This window comes from Vibrio ezurae NBRC 102218 (assembly GCF_000467185.1).
Lineage (GTDB): Bacteria > Pseudomonadota > Gammaproteobacteria > Enterobacterales > Vibrionaceae > Vibrio > Vibrio ezurae.
The window spans coordinates 51,154-72,441 of record NZ_BATM01000045.1 but is presented as its reverse complement, the minus strand read 5'-3'; the positions used below and the strand labels follow the sequence as shown (position 1 = coordinate 72,441).

The 21,288-nt window shown below is 45.4% G+C and carries 19 protein-coding genes; 4 read left to right on the top strand and 15 right to left on the bottom strand.

Annotated features, from left to right (window positions below):
- A complete protein-coding gene (purH, locus tag VEZ01S_RS13645) occupies positions 1-1,593 on the bottom strand; it encodes a bifunctional phosphoribosylaminoimidazolecarboxamide formyltransferase/IMP cyclohydrolase (protein ID WP_021714634.1) in 1,593 nt (530 codons plus the stop codon).
- 436 nt (positions 1,594-2,029) lie between these two features.
- Here purH and zntR point away from each other — a divergent pair, with 436 nt between their 5' ends.
- From zntR to yddG, 3 genes are all read left to right on the top strand, one after another.
- On the top strand, positions 2,030-2,458 hold the full coding sequence (gene zntR, locus VEZ01S_RS13640) for a Zn(2+)-responsive transcriptional regulator (protein ID WP_021714633.1): 429 nt from the start codon (positions 2,030-2,032) through the stop codon (positions 2,456-2,458).
- Positions 2,455-3,708, top strand: coding sequence for an SO_0444 family Cu/Zn efflux transporter (locus VEZ01S_RS13635; RefSeq protein WP_021714632.1), 1,254 nt, complete (start codon positions 2,455-2,457; stop codon positions 3,706-3,708). Before zntR ends, VEZ01S_RS13635 begins: the two co-directional genes overlap by 4 nt.
- 118 nt (positions 3,709-3,826) lie before the next feature.
- Entirely contained in the window at positions 3,827-4,705 is an 879-nt protein-coding gene (gene yddG / locus VEZ01S_RS13630) for an aromatic amino acid DMT transporter YddG (RefSeq protein WP_040891047.1), read from the top strand.
- Between the two features lie 3 nt (positions 4,706-4,708).
- Here the strand turns inward: yddG and VEZ01S_RS13625 are convergent, their stop codons facing one another.
- The 14 genes from VEZ01S_RS13625 to VEZ01S_RS13560 form a co-directional block, all read right to left on the bottom strand.
- Positions 4,709-6,256, bottom strand: a complete 1,548-nt coding sequence (locus VEZ01S_RS13625; RefSeq protein WP_021714630.1) for a cobyric acid synthase — start codon at positions 6,254-6,256, stop codon at positions 4,709-4,711.
- Between the two features lie 4 nt (positions 6,257-6,260).
- Positions 6,261-6,875: a bifunctional adenosylcobinamide kinase/adenosylcobinamide-phosphate guanylyltransferase gene (cobU, locus tag VEZ01S_RS13620; RefSeq protein WP_021714629.1), complete on the bottom strand. Its 615-nt coding sequence runs from the start codon at positions 6,873-6,875 to the stop codon at positions 6,261-6,263.
- The gene (locus VEZ01S_RS13615) at positions 6,875-7,663 is read right to left on the bottom strand and encodes an adenosylcobinamide-GDP ribazoletransferase (protein WP_021714628.1); all 789 of its coding nucleotides are present in this window, start codon (positions 7,661-7,663) and stop codon (positions 6,875-6,877) included. The genes cobU and VEZ01S_RS13615 overlap by 1 nt, the downstream gene beginning before the upstream one ends.
- A 147-nt stretch (positions 7,664-7,810) precedes the next feature.
- Positions 7,811-8,860 carry a nicotinate-nucleotide--dimethylbenzimidazole phosphoribosyltransferase gene (gene cobT, locus VEZ01S_RS13610; RefSeq protein ID WP_021714627.1) on the bottom strand — a complete coding sequence of 350 codons (1,050 nt, stop codon included), beginning with the start codon at positions 8,858-8,860 and terminating at the stop codon, positions 7,811-7,813.
- Positions 8,861-9,073: 213 nt separating this feature from the next.
- On the bottom strand, positions 9,074-9,775 hold the full coding sequence (locus tag VEZ01S_RS13605; protein ID WP_021714626.1) for a histidine phosphatase family protein: 702 nt from the start codon (positions 9,773-9,775) through the stop codon (positions 9,074-9,076).
- Positions 9,776-10,156: 381 nt separating this feature from the next.
- Positions 10,157-10,453: a DNA-binding transcriptional regulator Fis gene (gene fis / locus VEZ01S_RS13600; protein ID WP_017027299.1), complete on the bottom strand. Its 297-nt coding sequence runs from the start codon at positions 10,451-10,453 to the stop codon at positions 10,157-10,159.
- A 45-nt stretch (positions 10,454-10,498) separates the two neighbouring features.
- Positions 10,499-11,464: a tRNA dihydrouridine synthase DusB gene (dusB, locus tag VEZ01S_RS13595; RefSeq protein WP_021714625.1), complete on the bottom strand. Its 966-nt coding sequence runs from the start codon at positions 11,462-11,464 to the stop codon at positions 10,499-10,501.
- A gap of 131 nt (positions 11,465-11,595) precedes the next feature.
- Complete coding sequence (gene prmA / locus VEZ01S_RS13590; protein WP_021714624.1) at positions 11,596-12,486, bottom strand: 50S ribosomal protein L11 methyltransferase; 891 nt, start codon at positions 12,484-12,486, stop codon at positions 11,596-11,598.
- Positions 12,487-12,648: 162 nt separating this feature from the next.
- The gene (gene accC / locus VEZ01S_RS13585; RefSeq protein WP_021714623.1) at positions 12,649-13,992 is read right to left on the bottom strand and encodes an acetyl-CoA carboxylase biotin carboxylase subunit; all 1,344 of its coding nucleotides are present in this window, start codon (positions 13,990-13,992) and stop codon (positions 12,649-12,651) included.
- 14 nt (positions 13,993-14,006) lie between these two features.
- Positions 14,007-14,471, bottom strand: coding sequence for an acetyl-CoA carboxylase biotin carboxyl carrier protein (gene accB, locus VEZ01S_RS13580; protein WP_021714622.1), 465 nt, complete (start codon positions 14,469-14,471; stop codon positions 14,007-14,009).
- A gap of 54 nt (positions 14,472-14,525) precedes the next feature.
- The gene (aroQ, locus tag VEZ01S_RS13575) at positions 14,526-14,975 is read right to left on the bottom strand and encodes a type II 3-dehydroquinate dehydratase (RefSeq protein ID WP_021714621.1); all 450 of its coding nucleotides are present in this window, start codon (positions 14,973-14,975) and stop codon (positions 14,526-14,528) included.
- 322 nt (positions 14,976-15,297) lie between these two features.
- Positions 15,298-17,247: an acetate--CoA ligase gene (acs, locus tag VEZ01S_RS13570; protein ID WP_021714620.1), complete on the bottom strand. Its 1,950-nt coding sequence runs from the start codon at positions 17,245-17,247 to the stop codon at positions 15,298-15,300.
- A gap of 194 nt (positions 17,248-17,441) precedes the next feature.
- Entirely contained in the window at positions 17,442-18,080 is a 639-nt protein-coding gene (locus tag VEZ01S_RS13565; RefSeq protein ID WP_021714619.1) for a 3'-5' exonuclease, read from the bottom strand.
- Between the two features lie 2 nt (positions 18,081-18,082).
- Positions 18,083-19,903: a DUF294 nucleotidyltransferase-like domain-containing protein gene (locus VEZ01S_RS13560; RefSeq protein WP_021714618.1), complete on the bottom strand. Its 1,821-nt coding sequence runs from the start codon at positions 19,901-19,903 to the stop codon at positions 18,083-18,085.
- A 189-nt stretch (positions 19,904-20,092) separates the two neighbouring features.
- On the opposite strand from VEZ01S_RS13560, the gene VEZ01S_RS13555 reads away from it, so the two are divergent.
- Entirely contained in the window at positions 20,093-21,277 is a 1,185-nt protein-coding gene (locus VEZ01S_RS13555; protein WP_021714617.1) for a 3-phenylpropionate MFS transporter, read from the top strand.
- The last annotated feature ends 11 nt before the right edge of the window (positions 21,278-21,288 follow it).

Sequence of the window (21,288 nt, the reverse complement as noted above, 5' to 3'; positions counted from 1 at the left end):
TTAGTGACGGAAGTGACGCATACCAGTGAAGATCATCGCCATGCCGTGTTCATCAGCAGCATCGATAACTTCTTGGTCACGCATAGAGCCACCCGGTTGGATAACACATTTAATGCCAGCTTCTGCCGCCGCGTCGATACCGTCGCGGAATGGGAAGAATGCATCCGATGCCATTACGCAACCTTCAACTTGTAGACCTTCGTCTGCGGCTTTAATACCTGCGATTTTCGCAGAGTAAACGCGGCTCATTTGGCCTGCGCCCACACCGATAGTCATGTCACCTTTCGAGTAAACAATCGCGTTAGATTTCACGTATTTTGCTACTTTCCAGCAGAACAGTGCATCTTTTAGCTCTTCAGCCGTTGGCTGGCGTTTTGATACCACTTTAAGGTCAGCTTCAGACACCATGCCTTGGTCGCGGTCTTGCACCAACAAACCACCGTTAACGCGTTTCACGTCAAAGCCAGTTGTCTTAGTTGTCCACTCACCACACTCTAGAAGGCGTAGGTTTTTCTTCGCCGCTACGATGGCTACTGCTTCAGCAGAAACAGAAGGCGCAATAATCACTTCAACAAATTGACGTTCAGTGATTGCGGTTGCAGTCGCTGCATCAAGTTCGCGGTTGAAGGCGATGATGCCACCAAATGCAGATGTTGGGTCTGTTTTGAATGCACGGTCATAAGCTTCTAGGATATTTTCGCCTAGTGCTACACCACAAGGGTTAGCGTGCTTAACAATTACACATGCCGGTTGGTCGAACTCTTTCACACACTCAAGCGCAGCATCTGTATCTGCAATGTTGTTGTAAGAAAGTGCTTTACCTTGAATTTGACGCGCTGTAGAAACAGAGGCTTCTTCAGGGTTTGCTTCAACATAGAATGCGGCTGCTTGGTGGCTGTTTTCACCGTAGCGCATGTCTTGTTTTTTCTCGAACTGTTGGTTGAACGTACGAGGGAATTTAGACTCTTGGTCACCTTCTTTGTTCTCACCGTAAGATGGAACCATAGTGCCGAAGTAGTTTGCGATCATGCCGTCGTAAGAAGCAGTGTGCTCAAAGGCTGCGATAGCGAGGTCGAAACGAGTTTCTAGAGTAAGAGACTTGTCGTTTGCGTCCATTTCAGTAATCACGCGCTCGTAATCATGAGCGTTTACTACGATAGTCACGTCTTTGTGGTTTTTAGCCGCAGAACGAACCATTGTTGGGCCACCGATATCGATGTTCTCAACAGCGTCAGCCAGAGTACAACCTTCTTTTGCTACTGTTTCAGCAAAAGGGTATAGGTTAACAACAACCATATCGATAGGGTTGATACCATGTTTTTCCATGATGTCATCATCTTGGCCACGACGACCTAGTACACCACCGTGTACTTTAGGGTGAAGGGTCTTAACACGACCGTCCATCATTTCTGGGAAGCCAGTATAGTCAGACACTTCAGTCACAGCTAGGCCTTGCTCAGCAAGCAGGCGAGCGGTGCCACCAGTTGAAAGAAGTTCAACATTGCGTTCAGCTAGGGCTTTAGCAAATTCTACGATGCCAGTTTTATCAGATACGCTGATAAGAGCGCGGCGAATTGGGCGAGCGTTACTCATGCTTCCATATTCCTCAAGTACTTAAATGTATCCGCTATCGACAGAGTAAAAAGAAGCTCTGAATCATAAATTTGATTACAGGGTGCATCTTCATAGCCACTGCTGATTTTGGAATCAAGTTGGATGAAAAGATGTTTGTTAAAGTCGAGTCTGGATGAAGACTGTTAAACCACTTTGACAAAAACCTTTCGCGAGTAAAAATTCATCAATTTGAATGGCGCGTATTTTATCGAATAATTTACTAAAAAGCTCGCGCAATCGTTTGGCATTTGCATTTTATTGTCAAAAAACTGTCTCTTTGCCGTTATTGCTGTTCAGAGTGAAGAAAAAATAACTTAAACATTATTGCAAATTATGATGCAGTCTTTTCTTGACCTTGGAGTTATATCTAAGGTTTATACTTATAGCGTTAATCGGAAATTTGGTGAGTGAAAGGATGTACAAAATAGGCGAACTGGCAAAGTTATTTGATATCAAGTCAGACACATTACGCTTTTATGAAAAGCACGGCATCTTAAAGCCAAGCTCGCGCAATGCCAGTGGCTATCGAGTCTATACCGAGTTGGATGCCAATAGACTGGGCTTTATCATACGCGCTAAGAAAATTGGTTTCACCTTAACCGAAATAGCCGATTTGCTCTCTATTCAAATTGATCGTGATAGCTACAGTTGCCATGAAGCCAAAGACATAGTGGATCTTAAACTAGCTAACGTAGAAGAGAAGATTAAAGAGCTGCAAGTCTTTCAAAGCTCACTAAGTAAGTTGAGCGCATCTTGTTGTGGTGGCGACGAGCCAGCCACTCACTGTTGTATCTTAGAGGCGCTAGACAGCGCTGATTGTGATGTAAATGAGGAAGCGAAGTGAGTTTATTCAATAACTTTATTGATTTGTTTATCGAGTCCGGCTTTTGGATGCTATTGGGCTTATTGGTGGCAGGTCTGTTAAAAGAGTGGGTTCCTACTGATTTGCTGGCTAAGCATTTGGGAGGCAAGGGGGCTAAGACAACAATTAAAGCGGCGTTCATTGGCGCACCTTTACCGCTTTGTTCGTGTGGCGTGATTCCTGCCGCTCTTGGCTTACGTCGTAGCGGTGCATCGAAAAGCGCAACTACTTCATTTTTGGTAGCAACCCCTGAAACGGGCATTGATTCTGTTTCGGTGTCTTACGCTTTATTAGGGCCATTTATGGCGATCATTCGCCCTATCGCGGCCATTTGCAGTGCGATTGTGGCGGGGCTGTTGGTGGGTAAGGAAGATCAGCACGCTGATAAAGTACCACCGACCTTGAGCGCTAGTAATTTAAAACCTGTGGCAAATAAAGGTGCGGGCTTTGCGGTGAATGCGATAAAACCAAAAGTGGCGAAAGTATCGACCTCTAGCACGTCATCATGTTGTTCTGCTAAATCTGAACCCGTAAAGACTGAGTTCGTTACATCATCTTGTTGCTCTTCTAAACCTAAGTCAGTAGAGCCTATACCTGCCACATCATCTTGTTGTTCGACACAGCAAAGCGCTTGCTGTTCTAAATCGCCAGCGTCTTCATCGGCATTAGGTAAATTGAAATCAGGAATGAGCTTTGCGGCAACTGACTTAGTGAAAGACATTAGCACTTGGCTATTAATCGGTTTGTTTTTTGCAGCATTAATTGAAACCTATATAGAAACTGATTTTCTAGCACAATGGGGCGGCACTATTTGGAGCATGTTGTTGATGGTGGTTATTAGTGTGCCTATGTATATTTGTGCCACAGCATCTACGCCTATTGCCGCAGGTCTACTGATGTCAGGTATCAGTCCGGGCGCGGTACTGGTGTTTATGTTGGCAGGGCCTGCAACCAATATTGCGACATTAGGTGTGGTCGGAAAAGAGCTAGGTAAGCGTTCTTTATTTGCCTACGTGGTCGGTGTCGTGGGAACAGCGATAGTGTTTGGTTTGGCTACGGACTATTTGGTTTCAGCATACGGCTTTTCTGTGCAACCGTTAAGTGCTGGTGAACATGAAGTGCTACCGCATTGGTTAAGCATTTCATCAGCGGTGGTGTTGGCGCTGTTGATGTTGCGTCATTACTTCAATAAAGCCAAAAGCACTTTGTTAAATCGCTCTCTGGCGCATTAATTTAGCTATCCCCGTTAATAAGGTCTGCACATACATGCAGGCCTTTTTTATGCTTGGTGATTTATGCTGGCAGTCGTATCAAGATTGATTAAGATACTGACTCAAATAATGAGGATGAATTTTGCAAGCACATAAGTACACCCTATACGGTATTGCCGCCATTTTGTTATGGAGCTGTGTTATTGGTATTGCCCGTAAGGTGGCAGAGCTACTAGGGCCTATTGGCGGCGCGGCCAGTATCTACACGGTGGCGACGCTAGTGTTGATTTGTGTCGTTGGAAGCCCGCAGCTAAAAACCTTATCAAAGCGGTATGTGCTGGTGGCGGGGGGTTTATTTGCCGCGTATGAAGTGTGCTTGTCTTTAGCGATAGGGATGGCAAATAGCCGACAACAAGCGCTAGATATGGCCGTAATTAATTATTTATGGCCTGCGTTAACGGTTTTGATTGCAGTAATAAGCAACAGTAAGAAAACCAATCCTTGGGTGTACCCTAGTGTGGCGTTGGCATTTATTGGCGTGGCATGGGCGATAACGGGTGATCAATCTTTGTCGCTTTCGCAACTGGCGCAGAATGTACAAAGTAATCCTGCCACTTACGCGATGGCTTTGATTGGTGCGTTCTTATGGGCGATTTATTGCAACATCACTAAACGGCTATCACAGGGGAAAAATGCGATCACCTTATTCTTTGCTATGACGGCAAGCGTATTATGGATTCGCTATGCATTTTCTAGTGAGCCTGCATTATCGTTTAATCTCGAATCGACTTTTTACTTATTGCTCGCCGCGGTCATTATGGCCAGTGGTTATGGTTTGTGGAACAGCGGTATTATGCAAGGCAACATGTTGTTGCTTGCCACTTTGTCGTACTTTACCCCGATTTTCTCGACTTTGTTTTCCTCGATCATTCTCGGGGTCGCGTTATCGGCGAGCTTTTGGCAAGGTGTCGTGATGGTCGTTATTGGGTCTTTGATTTGCTGGCGAGTAACCCAATAAACCTTACTGAATTAAGCTAGCTAACTTATCCATATCTAAGTGATCTTCTAGGACGTCAGCCAAGCGTTCCAGTTGTTGCTCTCGAATGAGGTTAATATCTATGGTTTGAGCTTGTTTTAAACCGGCCCATTTCAGCAGTAACTGGCAGGCTTGCGGTGAGTCAAATATGCCGTGCACATAGGTGGCTAAGATGCGTTTGTCGGTTGTGAGCATGCCATCCTTCATTCCTGATTCAAAGCGAATAGGGGAATGCTCTGAGAGTACATGTGCATTCTCTAATAAGCTCGTTTCGCCACAGTGGATCTCATAGCCTTGGAAAGGTGCCGTGTCTGAACCAATCTGCAATTGTCCCTGTACTTGGGATAGGGTTTTATCGGCTTTTAGCTGCGTGTAGGCGGGTAATAGCCCTAACCCCTGTGAACAACCTGCAATATCTTCGATACCGTCGGGATCATCAATTTCTTGCCCTAGCATTTGATAGCCACCACAGATGCCCATGACTTTACCGCCATACCGTAAATGACGGTTGATGGCTTCATCCCAACCTTGCTCTCGCATAAAGGCTAAGTCTGCGCGTACATTTTTACTGCCCGGAACAATAATCAAATCCGCACCTTGAACAGCTTGGTTAATGTCGTCGTTTAGGGTGATGTAGTTGAAATTGACTTGAGGGTGCAAGCGCAGAGGATCAAAGTCGGTGTGGTTGCTGATGCGAGGAAAGACCAGAACTAGGACATTTAAAGTATTGTTCTTACTAAGGTCCGCTTGATTGATTTCATCATCGATTAACGCATCTTCGGCATCCAGATGTAAATCGTGTAAATAGGGCAACACGCCCAGCACTGGCTTTTGCGTGTAGTTTTCAAGCCAATCTATTCCCGGTTGAAGCAAGCTAACGTCGCCTCTAAAGCGATTAATGACAAAGCCTTTTACTCTGGCTTGTTCTGATTCACTTAATAGGGCAACTGTGCCTACAAGGTGAGCGAATACGCCGCCTTTATCAATATCAGCCACGATGATGACTGGGCAATCTGCTTTTTCGGCAAAGCCCATATTAGCGATATCACCTTCGCGTAAATTAATTTCTGCTGGGCTGCCAGCACCTTCAATTAAGACCATGTCATATTGCTGTTGCAAGCGCGAATAAGAGTCCATAACGGCCGCCATCGCTTTGGCTTTGTAATCCTGACTTTCTGGTCCAAAAAATGACTTGGCTTCTAAGGTGGTGAGTGCTTTTCCTTGCAGGATGACTTGCGATCCAGTATCTGAGCTTGGTTTTAGCAGTACAGGGTTAAAATCGGTGTGCAGCGGTAATTTACAGGCGATCGCCTGCAAAGCTTGAGCACGGCCTATTTCGCCACCGTCAGCGGTAACGGCACTATTTAACGCCATGTTTTGTGGCTTAAAAGGAGCAACATTGTAGTTCAAGCGAGTAAACAAACGACACAACCCAGCCACTAAGGTGCTTTTACCAGCATCGGATGTGGTGCCTTGCACCATTAAAGAACCATGAATAGAAGGTCGGGACTTAAGAGAATGTGAATGACTCATTGGATTAGTGAGTGTCCTTTAATGTCATAGGAAGACCAGCCACAACCAATGTGACTTTGTCGGCAACTTCGGCAACGGCTTGGTTTAACCAGCCCGCTTCATCGACAAACTCTCGGCTAAGTTCGCCCATTGGCACAATTCCTGAACCGATTTCGTTGCTGATGAGTATGATATTGCTTTGTAGTTTGGGTAAAGCCTCTAGCAGACGTTGCTTTTGTTCTTGCCAATGCAGACTCAATGGTATTGATGCTTCTCGCAATGGCGGAGCGAGGGGAGGCTCTATAAAATTAATCTGCTGAGAGTCGCGACATAAATGCTGCGTCAGATATAAGGTTAAGCAATCAATGAAAATCGTTTGATTAGGTTTATCCAGAGCCAGTAAAGCCTCTGCCACATACAGTGGCTGCTCAATCAGTTGCCAGTGAATGGGTGAGCGTGTTGGGTGAGTCGTGGTGCGATCCCGTTGATGTCGTTCAATTCGATTTTGCATTTCTTGGTCGAAGGCGAGAGCCGTTGCTAAGTACACGCACTCTTGTCCTTGCTCAGAATATGTCGCCACTAACGCTTCACCGTAACGACTTTTACCGCTACGAGCTCCCCCAATCACTAACTGAATCATTAACTTAATCCAACGCTTAAAATGACGATATAGCAGACAATTTCGCTTATCTGTTGTGTTGCACCGAGCGTATCACCAGTGTAACCGCCAATTTGTTTTTTAAAGAATAGACAAAGCGCGTAGCGGACGCACAGTAGGCTTATGCTCGCAATCATAGCGACCATAATGCTGTTCAGTCCAAGTAGTGCGACAGCTCCTGTAAACAATAAGATGCTTAAATCTTTGCTGTGTTGCTCATTCGCTAAAGGTTTCACTTTGCTGACGTCAGTGTCTTGAACGTATTTTTCGCTGAAAATCATACTGGATGCGACAACGCGGCTGAGTACATGACTACACACGAGTGCACTGCACACGACATAAGGACCAAGAGCGGAAAGCTCGACAAGCAATTGCCATTTTAGAAACAGCGTCAGAGCAAGTGTCAAAGCGCCATATGTACCTAGACGTGAATCTTTCATAATGGCGAGTTTCTTTTCGACGGTCCAACCGCCACCTAAGCCATCTGCGGTATCCGCTAAGCCGTCTTCGTGAAAGCACCCAGTGAGTAGAGCGCTGGCGATCATGGCAAGGATAATGGCCGCTGAAGTGGGTAGGATCAGTTGCGCTAAATAAAAGACAATCGCACTGACACCACCAACGAGCACACCAACAGCCCCGAAGTAGCGACTGGCACGATTTAAATGATCAGCACCATAATCAACCCAATGCGGGACGGGAACTCGAGTGAAAAAACTGACGGCAACGAGAAGTAGATTTAACTGGCGATATTTATTAGCAAGTACCGACATTGGTTTTCCTTTTTCTTATTTTTATTGTGCAGCCTATGTTGGAATAAGCTGCACAATATGGCATCAAGCACTACTTTTTTGTACCGACACGTAATAGTGAATGGCGGTAGTGCTTAAGTTTTGTATAACAATAGTTTTGCGGTTTATTTAGGTTACGTTGCTGACGCCAGCATCACCAAAGCTTGCCATATCGTTATAAAAGTTAGTTGCCGCTTGAATCAAAGGTAAAGCCAATGCTCCGCCAGTACCTTCACCCAGTCTTAGGTCTAGATGCAGTAGTGGGGTTGCCTCTAAATGCTTAAGCATTAATTTGTGACCACTTTCATTCGATTGATGCGCAAAGATCAGATAATCACGTGCTTCAGGGTGCAGTTCAACAGCCACTAGTGCCGCTGCTGTGGCAATAAAGCCGTCAATGACCACGAGCATTTTTCTCTGGGCCGCGGCAAGAATAGCTCCTGTCATTTGGACGATTTCGAAGCCACCCAAGTGAGCCAAAATCTGCTTAGGAGAGGTGAGTTGATCGCGATGTAGCTCTATCGCTTGATTAAGTAGTGTTGTTTTTAACTGCAAAGCGTCGTCGTCAATGCCTGTACCACGTCCCACACACTGGCTTACTTCTACATTTAATAGTGCTGACATTATAGCGGTCGCTGATGAGGTATTGCCTATCCCCATTTCGCCAAGAGCTATTAAATTACAGCCAGACTGTTGATGGCGCTGAATAAGTTCATTCGCGTAGCTAAAACCTTGCTCAACTTGTTCAAGGCTCATCGCAGGAGCTTTGTGAATAGGAGCGGTTCCTGTGCCTAGGCGTTGTTGTGTCACCCCTGTAGGGTCTGCCAATGGCTCTAGAATCCCGCAATCAATGACTTCAAGATTAAACCCAGTTTGACGACTGAACACATTGATAGCAGCACCGCCAGCAACGAAGTTGTACACCATTTGTGTGGTGACAGCACTTGGCGCAATCGATACGCCGTATTCAGCAATACCATGATCAGCGGCAAATACCAGCATTGCGGGTTTGGTGATGGTTAATCGGCTCAGGCTGTCGGTACCTGTCGCTTGAACTCGAGCAATTTGCGCTGCAAGAGCTTCAAGTTGGCCTAAGGCACCCAATGGTTTAGTTTTTTGATCAATGATATGACGGATTTGTTCATCTAGCGTGTGGTTTACTGGGTCTACAGAAAACATTGCAACTCCTATGCTATGCGATGGCGAGTGTATATTTCATATTGTTGTGTGAGCCTGCAGTACAAAGGCGCTGACAACGGAGTCTCATACTGGCAGGTTATTCTTTGTGGTTCAATATGTTGCAATAAAGAGACTTCTTCTTTAAGCAACAGGTTATGATGCCAAGAAGTGTTCTGCTTATTGTCAATTTAATGCGAGTAATGTTAAGGGCCTTTATATACTCGGCCAGTGAACATTGAATTGATACCTTTGTAGCTGCTGCCTTACGGAGTCTATGCTGACAGGTTCGGTTTGTTCCGTAGGTGGCTGGGTTGGGGTATCAGGAAAATAAACATCCACTTCGAGTCGCGCCGCATAGGGTAAAGTCAGTTGGCTAAAGAGTTGATTACTTTGTTGGGCGTTTAATATGTGCCCTAAAATAACTTTAATCACACCGCCATGAGTCACCAATAGCAGAGAGTTCGGTGTATCCGTTGCGGTGCCTTGATGAGTGTGCTGGCTCAGCAGTTGTGATAATCCATTTAACACTCTCAATTCAAAGTTCGCTAAAGTTTCACCATTTGGCGGGCTGTTCTGTTTATCCCAAGGGTTACGCCAAAAAGCATCCATTTTTTCAGCTGAGTTCTGATAAAGCTCATCAAAGGTTTTGCCATCCCAGTCACCAAAGTTCATTTCAGTAAAGGCATTATTGGTGTTCATCGTTAGCTGCTTGTCTAAGGCGGTGTTGTTGCTCCAAATCGCGCATCGTTGCAAAGGTGAGCTGATGATCTCAGTTGGCAATTGAGGCAGAGTAGAGAATGCGTTGTCCATTTGTGAATGTCCTGCTTGGCTGAGCAATACGTCCACTTGTCCTCTTAAGATATTGCCACCTTCACACTGCCCGTGACGTAATACCCACAATTTTAGGTGCTTCATTGTTCTCTACCTTGGTTCAATTTTGATTTCTTTTTTATTATGAGGAATCTATTCAACAGGGGAAACCACAGAAAGTCACTCATATTCATTAATAGAGGTGTGCATGCGTACTGGCTTTTTGATTGTTTGAACCCAATAACTATATAAATGAAATAATAAGTGATCATTTATGGTGTTTTAGGCGGGAAAGTAAACGGATTTATGGTTGTGTCAGCGGTACTAGCTTTTTATAGGTTTCAACTCAATAACTATATAAATGAAAAGATGTGTGATCATTTTTGAGGTGATAGAGGGTTTTGGAGAGAGTACATATATAAAAAAAGCTTACCAAATTTGGTAAGCTTTATCATTCTAGCGACTAAAACTAATGCGTAGTAATGCTTAGTTCATGCCGTATTTTTTAAGTTTCTTACGAAGTGTACCACGGTTGATACCCATCATAGATGCAGCGCGAGTTTGGTTGCCGCGAGTGTATTGCATGATCATGTCTAGTAGTGGTTGTTCAACCTCAGCTAGCACTAGCTCATAAAGGTCGTCTACATCCTGACCATTTAATTGTGCAAGATAGTTTTTAACTGAAACTTTTACTGAGTCGCGAAGTGGTTTTTGCGCGATTTGGTCTTGAGCAGTTACTGTAGTAACTGTTAGTGCTTCAGAAGTCAGGTTTTGTTCGAACATATTCAATCTAGCTCTTCTCGTAATTATAATGCAACCATATCCCTATCAATGATAGGAATTGAAATACTCTTCTAATGCGTCTAATTGCGCAGGGGCAACTTCGATAGCATTGAAGACACGGCGAAACTCACGTGCTTGTTCGTGCTCTTTTAGGTACCAACCCACATGCTTTCTTGCAATGCGCGGACCTAAGAATTCACCATAAAATTGATGAAGTTCGTGAACGTGACCAAGCATGATGTCTTTTACTTCCTGCATAGGAGGCTCGGGCATCGTGGTGCCGTTTTCTAAATAATGTTGGATTTCTTGAAAAATCCAAGGACGACCTTGGGCAGGGCGACCAATCATCAAGGCGTCTGCACCGGTAAATTCCAGTACATGCTTTGCTTTTTCGGGGCTATCTATATCGCCATTGGCAATCACAGGTATCGAAATAGCTTGCTTAACCGCTTTGATGCTTTCGTATTCGGCCTCTCCTTTGTACATACAGGTCCGCGTTCTACCATGTAGAGCGAGGGCTTGTATGCCGCAGTCTTCGGCTATTTTAGCGATTTCGACACAGTTCTTATGTTCTGTATCCCAACCGGTTCTGGTTTTTAATGTCACAGGGACATCGACCGCATCTACTACCGCTTTCAGAATTTGTTGAATAATATCTGGATGCTTTAGTAGCGCTGAACCCGCTAGTTTCTTGTTCACTTTTTTAGCTGGGCAACCCATGTTGATATCGATGATTTGCGCACCGCTCTCTACATTAAATTGCGCAGCTTCTGCCATTAATTGTGGATCTGATCCTGCAATCTGTACTGAGCGAATGCCCGATTCGGCTTCATGTACTCTTCGTTGCAGTGATTTTGATGTATTCCATGTCTTAGGGTTGGCTAGCATCATTTCACTGACCGCCATACCAGCACCGTATCGAAGACACAACTCTCGAAAGGGTCTGTCTGTAACGCCAGCCATAGGTGCTACAATCAAATTATTCTTAAGTTCGTATTTACCGATTTTCAAATCATGGTCACATTATTAACAGCAAGGGCGCGCATTTTACGCATTTTTTGCGCGCGTGAAAAGCCTAATATTTGAGCATTTCAAAAAATATTCGCTAACTTGCCTGTTTTTTGCTCAATATTTGATATGACTCAACTAGAGTGCTTTTTTCCAGAGATGCGACACCACTCTTGCATCTCTACAATTGGGGCAATATCAAACTGATCACGGTAGTAGTTTGCAACGTCTTCAGCTTGAGTATCCAGTACACCAGACATTGCAAGTTCACCGTTTTCTTTAACTAATGACTTGATGACAGCAGAAAGGTCACGCAATGGGCCTGCTAAAATATTCGCTACGACCACATCGGCAATCAGACCTTCAGGCTGATCTTGAGGTAGGTAGAGTTCCAGTTGCTCTTTTACACCATTGCGCTCTGCATTGGCGGTAGACGCTAAGATCGCTTGTGGATCGATATCGATCCCGATGACTTTTTTAGCCCCCAGTTTGATCGCGGCGATCGCAAGAATGCCTGAACCACAGCCAAAATCGACCACGGTTTTATCGGTAAGGTCTAGCCCTTCTAGCCACTCTAAACACAGTGATGTAGTGGGATGTGTGCCTGTGCCAAATGCTAGACCTGGGTCAAGCATTACATTCACAGCATCAGGCTCAGGGATTTCACGCCAGCTTGGACATACCCACAAACGCTCACCAAATTTCATTGGGTGGAAATTATCCATCCACTCACGTTCCCAGTCTTTGTCTTCAAGCTGCTCTACTTTATGAGCAAAGCCTTGTTCAAGAAGTTGGCTCGCTTCGATTTGCTGTAAAATCCACTGAGTGTCGGCTTCTGCGTCATATAGGGCAAGAATATCTGTTTCACCCCATAAGCGTGTTTCACCCGGTAGTGGCTCAAATACAGGCGTATCTTTAGCATCAAGGAAAGTAACAGAAAGGGCACCAGTTTGTTCCATCAACATATCACCGATTTGCTCAGCGTTTTTGTCAGTGGCGTTAAGTTTGATTTGAATCCAAGGCATGGAGTTCACTCTAAGTATTGATAATTGGCGTGGATTTTAGCAGTAAATTTAACCAACTTCATCTATACAAAGAAAAAGGGTCGCCGCTAATAGAATTAGCAGCGACCCTTAAATGGCACTGTATACTAACCAAATGACGGTGACGTCATTGTTGATTAATACTTATTGTAGCCCCAGCTTCTTCTCAAGATAGTGGATGTTTGCACCACCATGTTGGAAGTTCTCGTCATTCATAATGTCGAGCTGTAGAGGGACGTTAGTTTTAATGCCTTCAATGATCATTTCGCTGAGTGCATTTTTCATGCGTGCGATAGCAACATCACGGTTCTCACCAAAGGTGATCAGTTTGCCAACCATTGAATCGTAATGAGGTGGCACTGTGTAACCTGAGTAGATGTGAGATTCCCAACGAACACCCATGCCACCAGGAGCATGGAAACGTTCGATTTTGCCTGGGCAAGGTAGGAAACGCTCTGGATCTTCAGCATTGATACGACATTCAACAGCATGGCCACGAAGTTTGATGTCATCTTGGGTGAATGATAGAGGTTGACCTGCGGCAACACGAAGCTGCTCTTTAATTAGGTCAACGCCAGTGACCATTTCAGTTACTGGGTGCTCTACTTGAATACGGGTGTTCATTTCAATGAAGTAGAACTCGCCGTTTTCGTATAGGAACTCAAAAGTACCTGCACCGCGGTAGTTGATTTCAAGACAAGCACGAGTACAACGCTCACCGATGTACTTACGCATATCGTCAGTAATACCTGGCGCTGGTGCTTCTTCAACGACTTTTTGGTGACGACGTTGCATAGAACAGTCACGTTCGCCTAAGTGGATTGCGCCACCTTGACCATCAGCAATAACTTGAACTTCAACGTGACGAGGGTTTTCTAGGTATTTCTCCATGTAAACCATGTCGTTGTTGAAGGCTGCTTTTGCTTCTGCGCGAGTCATAGCGATAGCTTCTACTAGTTCACCTTCAGAGCGAACGACACGCATGCCACGACCGCCGCCGCCGCCAGATGCTTTGATGATAACAGGGAAGCCAATGCGCTTAGCATGAGCTTTGTTTGTTGCATCGTTGTCATCAAGAGGGCCGTCAGAACCAGGAACACAAGGTACGCCCGCTTTTTTCATCGCGTTGATAGCAGCAACTTTGTCACCCATGATACGGATGGTTTCAGCTTTAGGACCCACAAAAATGAAGCCTGATTTTTCTACTTGTTCTGCAAAATCTGCATTTTCAGAAAGGAAACCATAGCCTGGGTGGATCGCTACAGCACCAGAAACTTCTGCTGCTGAAATGATGCGTGGGATATTTAGGTAGCTGTCGATACCGCGAGCAGGACCGATACAGATTGACTCATCAGCAAGTAGAACGTGTTTAAGATCACGGTCAGCTGTTGAGTGAACAGCTACGGTTTTAATACCTAGCTCTTTACATGCGCGAAGAATACGAAGCGCAATTTCGCCTCGGTTCGCGATGACTAATTTGTCTAGCATAATATCGACCTCTATTATTCGATAACGATCAGAGCTTGGTCGAATTCTACCGGAGCACCATCTTCAACAAGAATTGCAGTAACTACGCCAGATTTATCGGCTTCAATTTGGTTCATCATTTTCATTGCTTCAACGATACAGATAGTGTCGCCAGCAGAAACAGATTGGCCTACTTCTACAAATGATTTTGTATCTGGACCAGGAGCGCGGTAGAAAGTACCGACCATTGGAGAAAGAACTTTATGGCCAGCATCAACTGGTGCTGCCGCAGGTGCTTCTGCCACTGGTGCAGCTGCTGGAGCCGCAACAGGAGCGGGTGCTGCTACAGGAGCAGGTGCTGCTGCATATTGGATTGGTGCAACAGGTGCATTGCCGTGACGGCTGATGCGTACTGATTCTTCACCTTCAGAAATCTCAAGTTCTGCAATTCCAGACTCTTCTACTAGTTCGATTAACTTCTTTATTTTGCGAATGTCCATGATTCTTCTCTTGTCTTGTGTGTGGCCTCTCGTGGTCATCGAGATGGCTCAGATTTATTTTGCCTGCAGGTGTTGTTTCGCTGCCGACAATGCGAAGTTGTATCCCTGTGCGCCTAGCCCACATATCACCCCAACCGCTTTATCGGATAGATAGGAGTGATGACGAAATGGCTCTCTGGCGTGTACATTGGATAGGTGTATTTCAATAAACGGAATATTGACACCGAGCAGTGCGTCTCTTAGCGCGACACTGGTGTGAGTGAATGCAGCTGGGTTGATGATGATGAAATCAATCTCTCCCATCGCATTGTGGATAGCTTCTATAAGTTCGTATTCACGATTAGACTGAACGTGGGTCAGTTCTATTCCAGCTTGATCGGCTTGTTGTTGCAGATCATTGATAATGTCATTTAACGTCGCATAACCATAAACTTCTGGCTCTCGTTTGCCGAGCAGGTTTAAGTTTGGACCGTTTAGGAGTAGAACACGTGATTTTGTCGTCATCTTGTCGCTATCTTCCGTTAATGTGAGTTATTCACTGTTGCCTTTAATTATTTTACGAATTCTGAATAATTTCCAGTCAGAATTATGTCAAAAGACAAATTAGCGCATGATTATAGCTAATTCAGCGAAATTAACAGCAATTTACTGGTCTAATCACCCAAGAGAGGCTGAAAGTTAGTCTAGATTTGCCATTATTCAACTATGAAGAATGCTGATTTTATAAGCATAGGTTAACTATTTAATTTTATTATGGTTAATTTGTAAGCGTATTTAAATGAAAAAGCCGTCACGATGTGACGGCTATTGGCAGGAGGATAGGTCGTTATACCAGTTCACCTTTCTCTGAGATCAATTTTTCTACCACGCTTGGGTCGGCCAGTGTTGAGGTATCACCAAGATTGCTGGTATCTCCGGTGGCAATTTTGCGCAAAATACGGCGCATGATCTTACCGGAACGGGTTTTGGGTAGCGAATCTGTCCAGTGCAAAGTATCCGGAACGGCAATCGGGCCAATTTCTTTTCTTACCCATTCTTTCACTTCTTTGTGCAGTTCCGCACTTGGGTATTCATCGGCATTGAGAGTGATGTAAGCGTAAATGGCTTGGCCTTTAATATCGTGTGGAACGCCCACAATAGCGGCTTCAGCAATTTTATCGTGCGCGACTAATGCCGATTCTAGTTCGGCGGTCCCCATGCGGTGACCGGATACATTCAGTACATCGTCCACACGTCCTGTTATCCAGTAGTAACCGTCTTCATCTCGTCGTGCGCCATCTCCAGTAAAGTACATGCCTTGGAAGGTAGAGAAATAGGTTTGTTCAAATCGGTCATGATCGCCATAAACAGTGCGCATTTGGCCCGGCCATGAATCCAGAATCACCAAGTTGCCTGACGCTTCACCTTCAATCAGATTCCCCATGTTATCCACCAGCGCAGGTTGCACGCCAAAGAATGGACGAGTGGCAGAGCCCGGTTTTAGGTCTGTTGCCCCCGGAAGTGGTGAGATGAGGATTCCACCGGTTTCGGTTTGCCACCAAGTATCCACAATTGGCGATTTTGCATCACCGATAGTGTTGTAATACCACTCCCACGCTTCTGGGTTAATCGGTTCACCCACTGAGCCCATAATGCGCAAGCTGTCGCGGCTGGTGCCTTGAATGGCTTCATCACCTTTTGCCATTAACGCGCGGATAGCGGTCGGCGCTGTATAGAGAAGCGTGACTTGGTGCTTATCGACCACTTCACTCATGCGGCTAGTGTTGGGATAATTAGGGACACCTTCAAATAAGATGGTGGTCGCGCCATTGGCAAGAGGGCCATACACTAGGTATGAGTGACCGGTTATCCAGCCTACATCAGCGGTACACCAGAATATGTCATCAGGCTGGTAATCAAAGATGTATTTAAAGGTCATAGTGGCATACACAAGGTAGCCGCCAGTGGTGTGCAGTACCCCTTTAGGTTTGCCCGTTGAACCAGAGGTGTAAAGGATAAATAGGGGATCTTCGGCGTTCATTTCTTCAGGAGGACAATCCGCGTCTACATTGGCGATAGCGTCATGCCACCAAACATCCACATCGGCATTCCAAGCCACATCCGCGCCAGTGCGCTGAAAAACAATCACTTTATTTATGGTTGTGACATTGGGGTTGCTCAACGCTTGGTCTACGTTTTTCTTGAGTGGCACCGCGCGTCCACCACGCACACCTTCGTCGGCGGTAATCACGACTGTTGCATCTGAATCGTCAATGCGTCCTGCCAGTGCTTCAGGTGAGAAACCACCAAACACTACAGTATGCACCGCGCCAATGCGGGTACATGCCAGCATCGCGACGGCCGCTTCGGGAACCATTGGCATATACAGGCAGACAACATCGCCTTTTTTTACACCTTCGGCTTTTAGTGCATTAGAAAATAAACACACTTGTTGGTGCAGTTCATTAAAGGTGAGGGTTTTATCGTCGGCGGGGTCATCGCCTTCCCAAATAATCGCTACTTCGTCGCCGCGCGTCGCAAGGTGACGGTCAATACAGTTGGCCGATACGTTCAAGGTGCCATCTTCAAACCATTTGATACCTACATGCCCAGTGTCAAAAGAGGTTTCTTTGACTTTAGTGAAGGGCTTAATCCAGTCGACAATTTTGCCATGCTCCGCCCAAAATGCTTCTGGGTTACTGACGGACTGCTGATACATGCTCAAGTAGGTATCGTTGTCTGCATGGGTGACAGATTTTATGTTCTGTTTTACTGGATAGATGTGGGTTTCACTCATTGCTGATCTCCTTGTGAATACGGCTATTTTTTTAACTGCGCTGGCTTAACCGCTGTTTCGCTATCTGACGATTGGTATAAGTAATAGATATCACTTTCTATTACCTAGGCTATTTCCACAATTAGACTTTAGGATGAGATGAGCGTTATCACCGTGAAAATTAACCGTTATTTTGTAAGTTGAGAGGCTGATCTTTACTTGATATGAGGCATGTTAAGACTGGGCAGATCACCTTTGGTGAGGCGCACAAAAACCAAGGCGGCGGTGATCGCATCTTGCAGTGCGTTGTGATGATCTCGTATCGGCAATTCTAAATGACGGCAAATGGCTTCAAGGCTTAGGTCGAAGTAGGCGTTTTGCAGGTGTCTTTCGAGCTTTTGTTGGTAGATGTGGCTGACTTCAATAATGCTGTTGGGCAATGGAAAGCCAAAATGCTTTTTAAACGCAATATCCAAAATGCGTTTATCGTAACGAATGTGATAGCCCACAATAGGGCGCTGGCCGATAAAATCGAGCAACTGCTGTAGCGCTTCTTTTTCATCTAAGCCATCACCAAGGTCTTGATGGCGTATTTGATGCACCTTTATTGAACTTTCGTCTAATGACTGCGGGGCTTTGAGTTTGATGTGCAATGGGGCGCTAGTGATGACTCGATTATCAATAATCTTAGTGGCGGCAATGGTGACAAGCTCCGCTCGGGTGGGCTCTAAGCTGGTGGTCTCACAATCAATGGAGACGTATTCGTTATTGTCACTATCGCTGTGTGTAAATAATGACTGAAAAGGGGAGCCTTGCAGTTTCCAATGCCAGTATTGTTTCAGTAAACAGTTCATAATTAATCCCTTATCTGATAGTGATAGCTAAGGAATTGCTTAAATTTTTTCACCACATGCAAGCTATGTCTGAGCAGGTCTCGTTCGGTTCTGTCTAAGGCGTTGAGGTCGAGATTATTTGACGCATCTTGATGTGCTAGTTGTTGAGCTAGACGCAGTTTACAAAAGAGTTTTAAGGCTTCACTGAGGTTATCGGCAGTGTCACTTTCAAGACAACCAAGTTGATGCAGAGCTTGGATTCGATCAAAGGTATTACGCTGACGAATATCATGCTCTAACGCTAGTGCTCGAATGCCATGCACAATAGAAAAAATGCCACCTTGCTTGATGTCTAAGCCATCTTTGCGCGCTTTTACTTTGCCAAATAGGGTTAATGGCACAGAGAATTGCAGCGCAGGTTTGACAAAGTCCGATAGGGTGAGCATTCGCCCTTTTAGGCTAGTATGCAAGGCGTCTAAAACTGGATCAACAAGCTGTTTATTGCCAGCTACAGGCAGGGCATCGGAGAATATGGCAAGTTGCATCACCGAGCCGGCATTACTCATGGCTATCCATTGCGTTACTTTGTGTTGCCATTGACTCTGGGTTGCCACCCAAAGCGGGTTATTCACCATGACTTGACCGGGGCACAGTGGGTAGCCAAGTTGCAATAAGGTTTCGGTGAGTTCGTTCATCACTGACTGGCACTGCGACCACTCATAACCCTCTTCAATAATTAGGGCATTGTCTTGATCGGTTTTTAGCACTTGTTCACCGCGCCCCTCAGAGCCTAATACCAGTAGACAGCAGTGCGGCTGAACTTCTTTAGGCACAATTAGCTGAAAGGCTTTCTCAATAATCTGCTCATTGAGTACCGAAATAAGCTCCATGATGAATCGAGTGCGTATGCCATTCACCAATAAGCTTTTTACAAAGTCATTTTGACGTTGTGAGGTTTGCGCTAGCTCTGCGATGCTTTTTGCTCGGGCAATACTCAGGCTTAAAACGTGAGAGTGCGAAGAGAATGAGCTGAGTATCTGGGTCAAATCCAACATGCCAACCGCTTGTTTGTCTTTAACCACCATGACTCGCTTCATTTTGTGGCGAGTCATGGTGAGCATAGCGTTAAATACAAAGTCACCTTGCTTGATTTCATAAACGGGGAAGGTAGAGATATCCGCTACAGGCGTGCTCATTGTTAGCTGTTGTAATACTAGAGAATGCAGCAGGTTAGTGCGGGTGACTATGGCATACGGAGAGGCGTTAGGTGCTTGCTGTAATCGGGGATCGTCTGCGGCAAGTTCAACTAATGCGGCATCAATATCATCATTGTTGAGCAGTACAGTTGCCTGTTGGATACTGGTGTCTGGCGTTAAAATTAATGGAGGATGATAGATAGACTCATCCACTTTAGTCAGAATAAATTCGGCAAGGTTTTGCTGTTTTTTGGCTTCGGTAATGAGTTGTTGGCGCTTAGATAAACGGCTATCAAAATAGTCAGCAAAGGATTGATTCTTGTTGAACAGCTCAAGAAAAACCTTACTGGGCAGTAGGTAACACAATACATCTTCTAGGGCGACGTATTGGTGGCGAACTTTTCCCTCAAACAGTGAGCGCACATCAAAAAGATCATCGTGTCCGTAGTGAGCAAACACTTCGCTTTGCTGCCTTTCTTCTACGGCGCCTTTAATTAGCACATATAAGTGGGTGCTGGATTGCCCGCTGTCTATCAAAATATCGCCAGCGCGGAAGTAGGCAATGTCTAACGAAGCCTTCAACTGCTTTATTTGCTGCGAGTTGAGGCGGTCAAAAGGGGGATGTTGGGTATTAAATTTCTCAGGCATGCAGACTTCATCCTTTGGCGACAAACCTTAATAGTGACTAGTGTGCCAAATTCTCCAATAAGCTCCAGACGACTTTGGTCTAATAGGGATTGGCCGAATAGGGAAAAGGTGAAATAACAGTTATCCCTTTTTATTCCACAAGGTTCACTTCATAATTGCGCCCTAAATCAGTTTATTGTTGGATTATGAATGTTGAAGCCATCACCTTATGCGTGGATTTCCCAGTATTTCTTGGGGTTCTTTTTTGCCTATGGCGTGTACCTGCCGTTTTGGGCGTTATGGTTTAAAGACCAAGGTATTTCTGCATCTGACATTGGCTTGTTGCTCGGTATTGCTTTTGCTACGCGTTGTGTCGCCAACCTAGTGATTACGCCTCGCATCCATAAGGTTGAGCATTTAATTCCGACCTTGCGCGTATTGAGTTTGGCCTCGCTGGCATTTATTGCCTTCCACTTTTTTACCGGTGGCAGTTTTTGGCTCATGGCGGTGGCGACCATTTTGTTTAACCTGTGTTGCGGGCCGATAGTGCCGCTGTCTGATGCAATGGCGAATCACTATGCACGCTTAAAAATGCTCGACTATGGTCGAACTCGTCTGTGGGGTTCGATTGCCTTTATTGTCGGCTCGACGGTGGTAGGTTTTCTGGTGGCGCACTTTGGCGTGGATTTCATTGTGTATACCGCTTTAGCCGGGATTGCATTTTCTATTTTAGTGTCGATGCGCAATCCTACGCCGATGCCAGTGACACAAGGCAATACTGAATCGAAGCGACCAAAACTGAGCCAGTTATTGCGTGAATGGCCAGTGATTAAGTTTATTGCTTTGATTGCGCTGATTCAGGGCAGTCACGCTGCTTACTATGGATTTAGCTCTATTCACTGGAAAGAAGCGGGCTACACTGCTGACATTATCGGCTATCTGTGGAGCTTAGGTGTGATTGCCGAAGTGGCGATTTTTGCCTTTAGCAATCGCTGGTTTGGTAAGTGGTCACTGCGCGCTCTGTTTTTAGTCGCTTCTGCCGGTGTGATCGTGCGTTGGGGCTTAACCGCTTCGACTACTATGTTGTTTGCGCTAGTGCTAATACAACTACTTCACGGCATCACTTTTGCTTTGGCGCATATTGCTGCTATTCGTTATATCCAAAACTCGCCAGCAAACAAAATGGTGGCGCTGCAGGCGCTATACAATGCCATTCCGCTTGGGGTGGTAATGGCTGCCATGACCGCCTTGAGTGGTTGGGGTTACGAGCTATGGGGAGCGAATGTATTTTGGGCGATGTCGGCGATGGGGGTTCTGGCTATGTTCATCAAACTGGATGCGCCAGCGAGCAATATTGAAGAAGTGAGCATTGAACCACAAAAACAAGCTAACTAACTGAACTATAA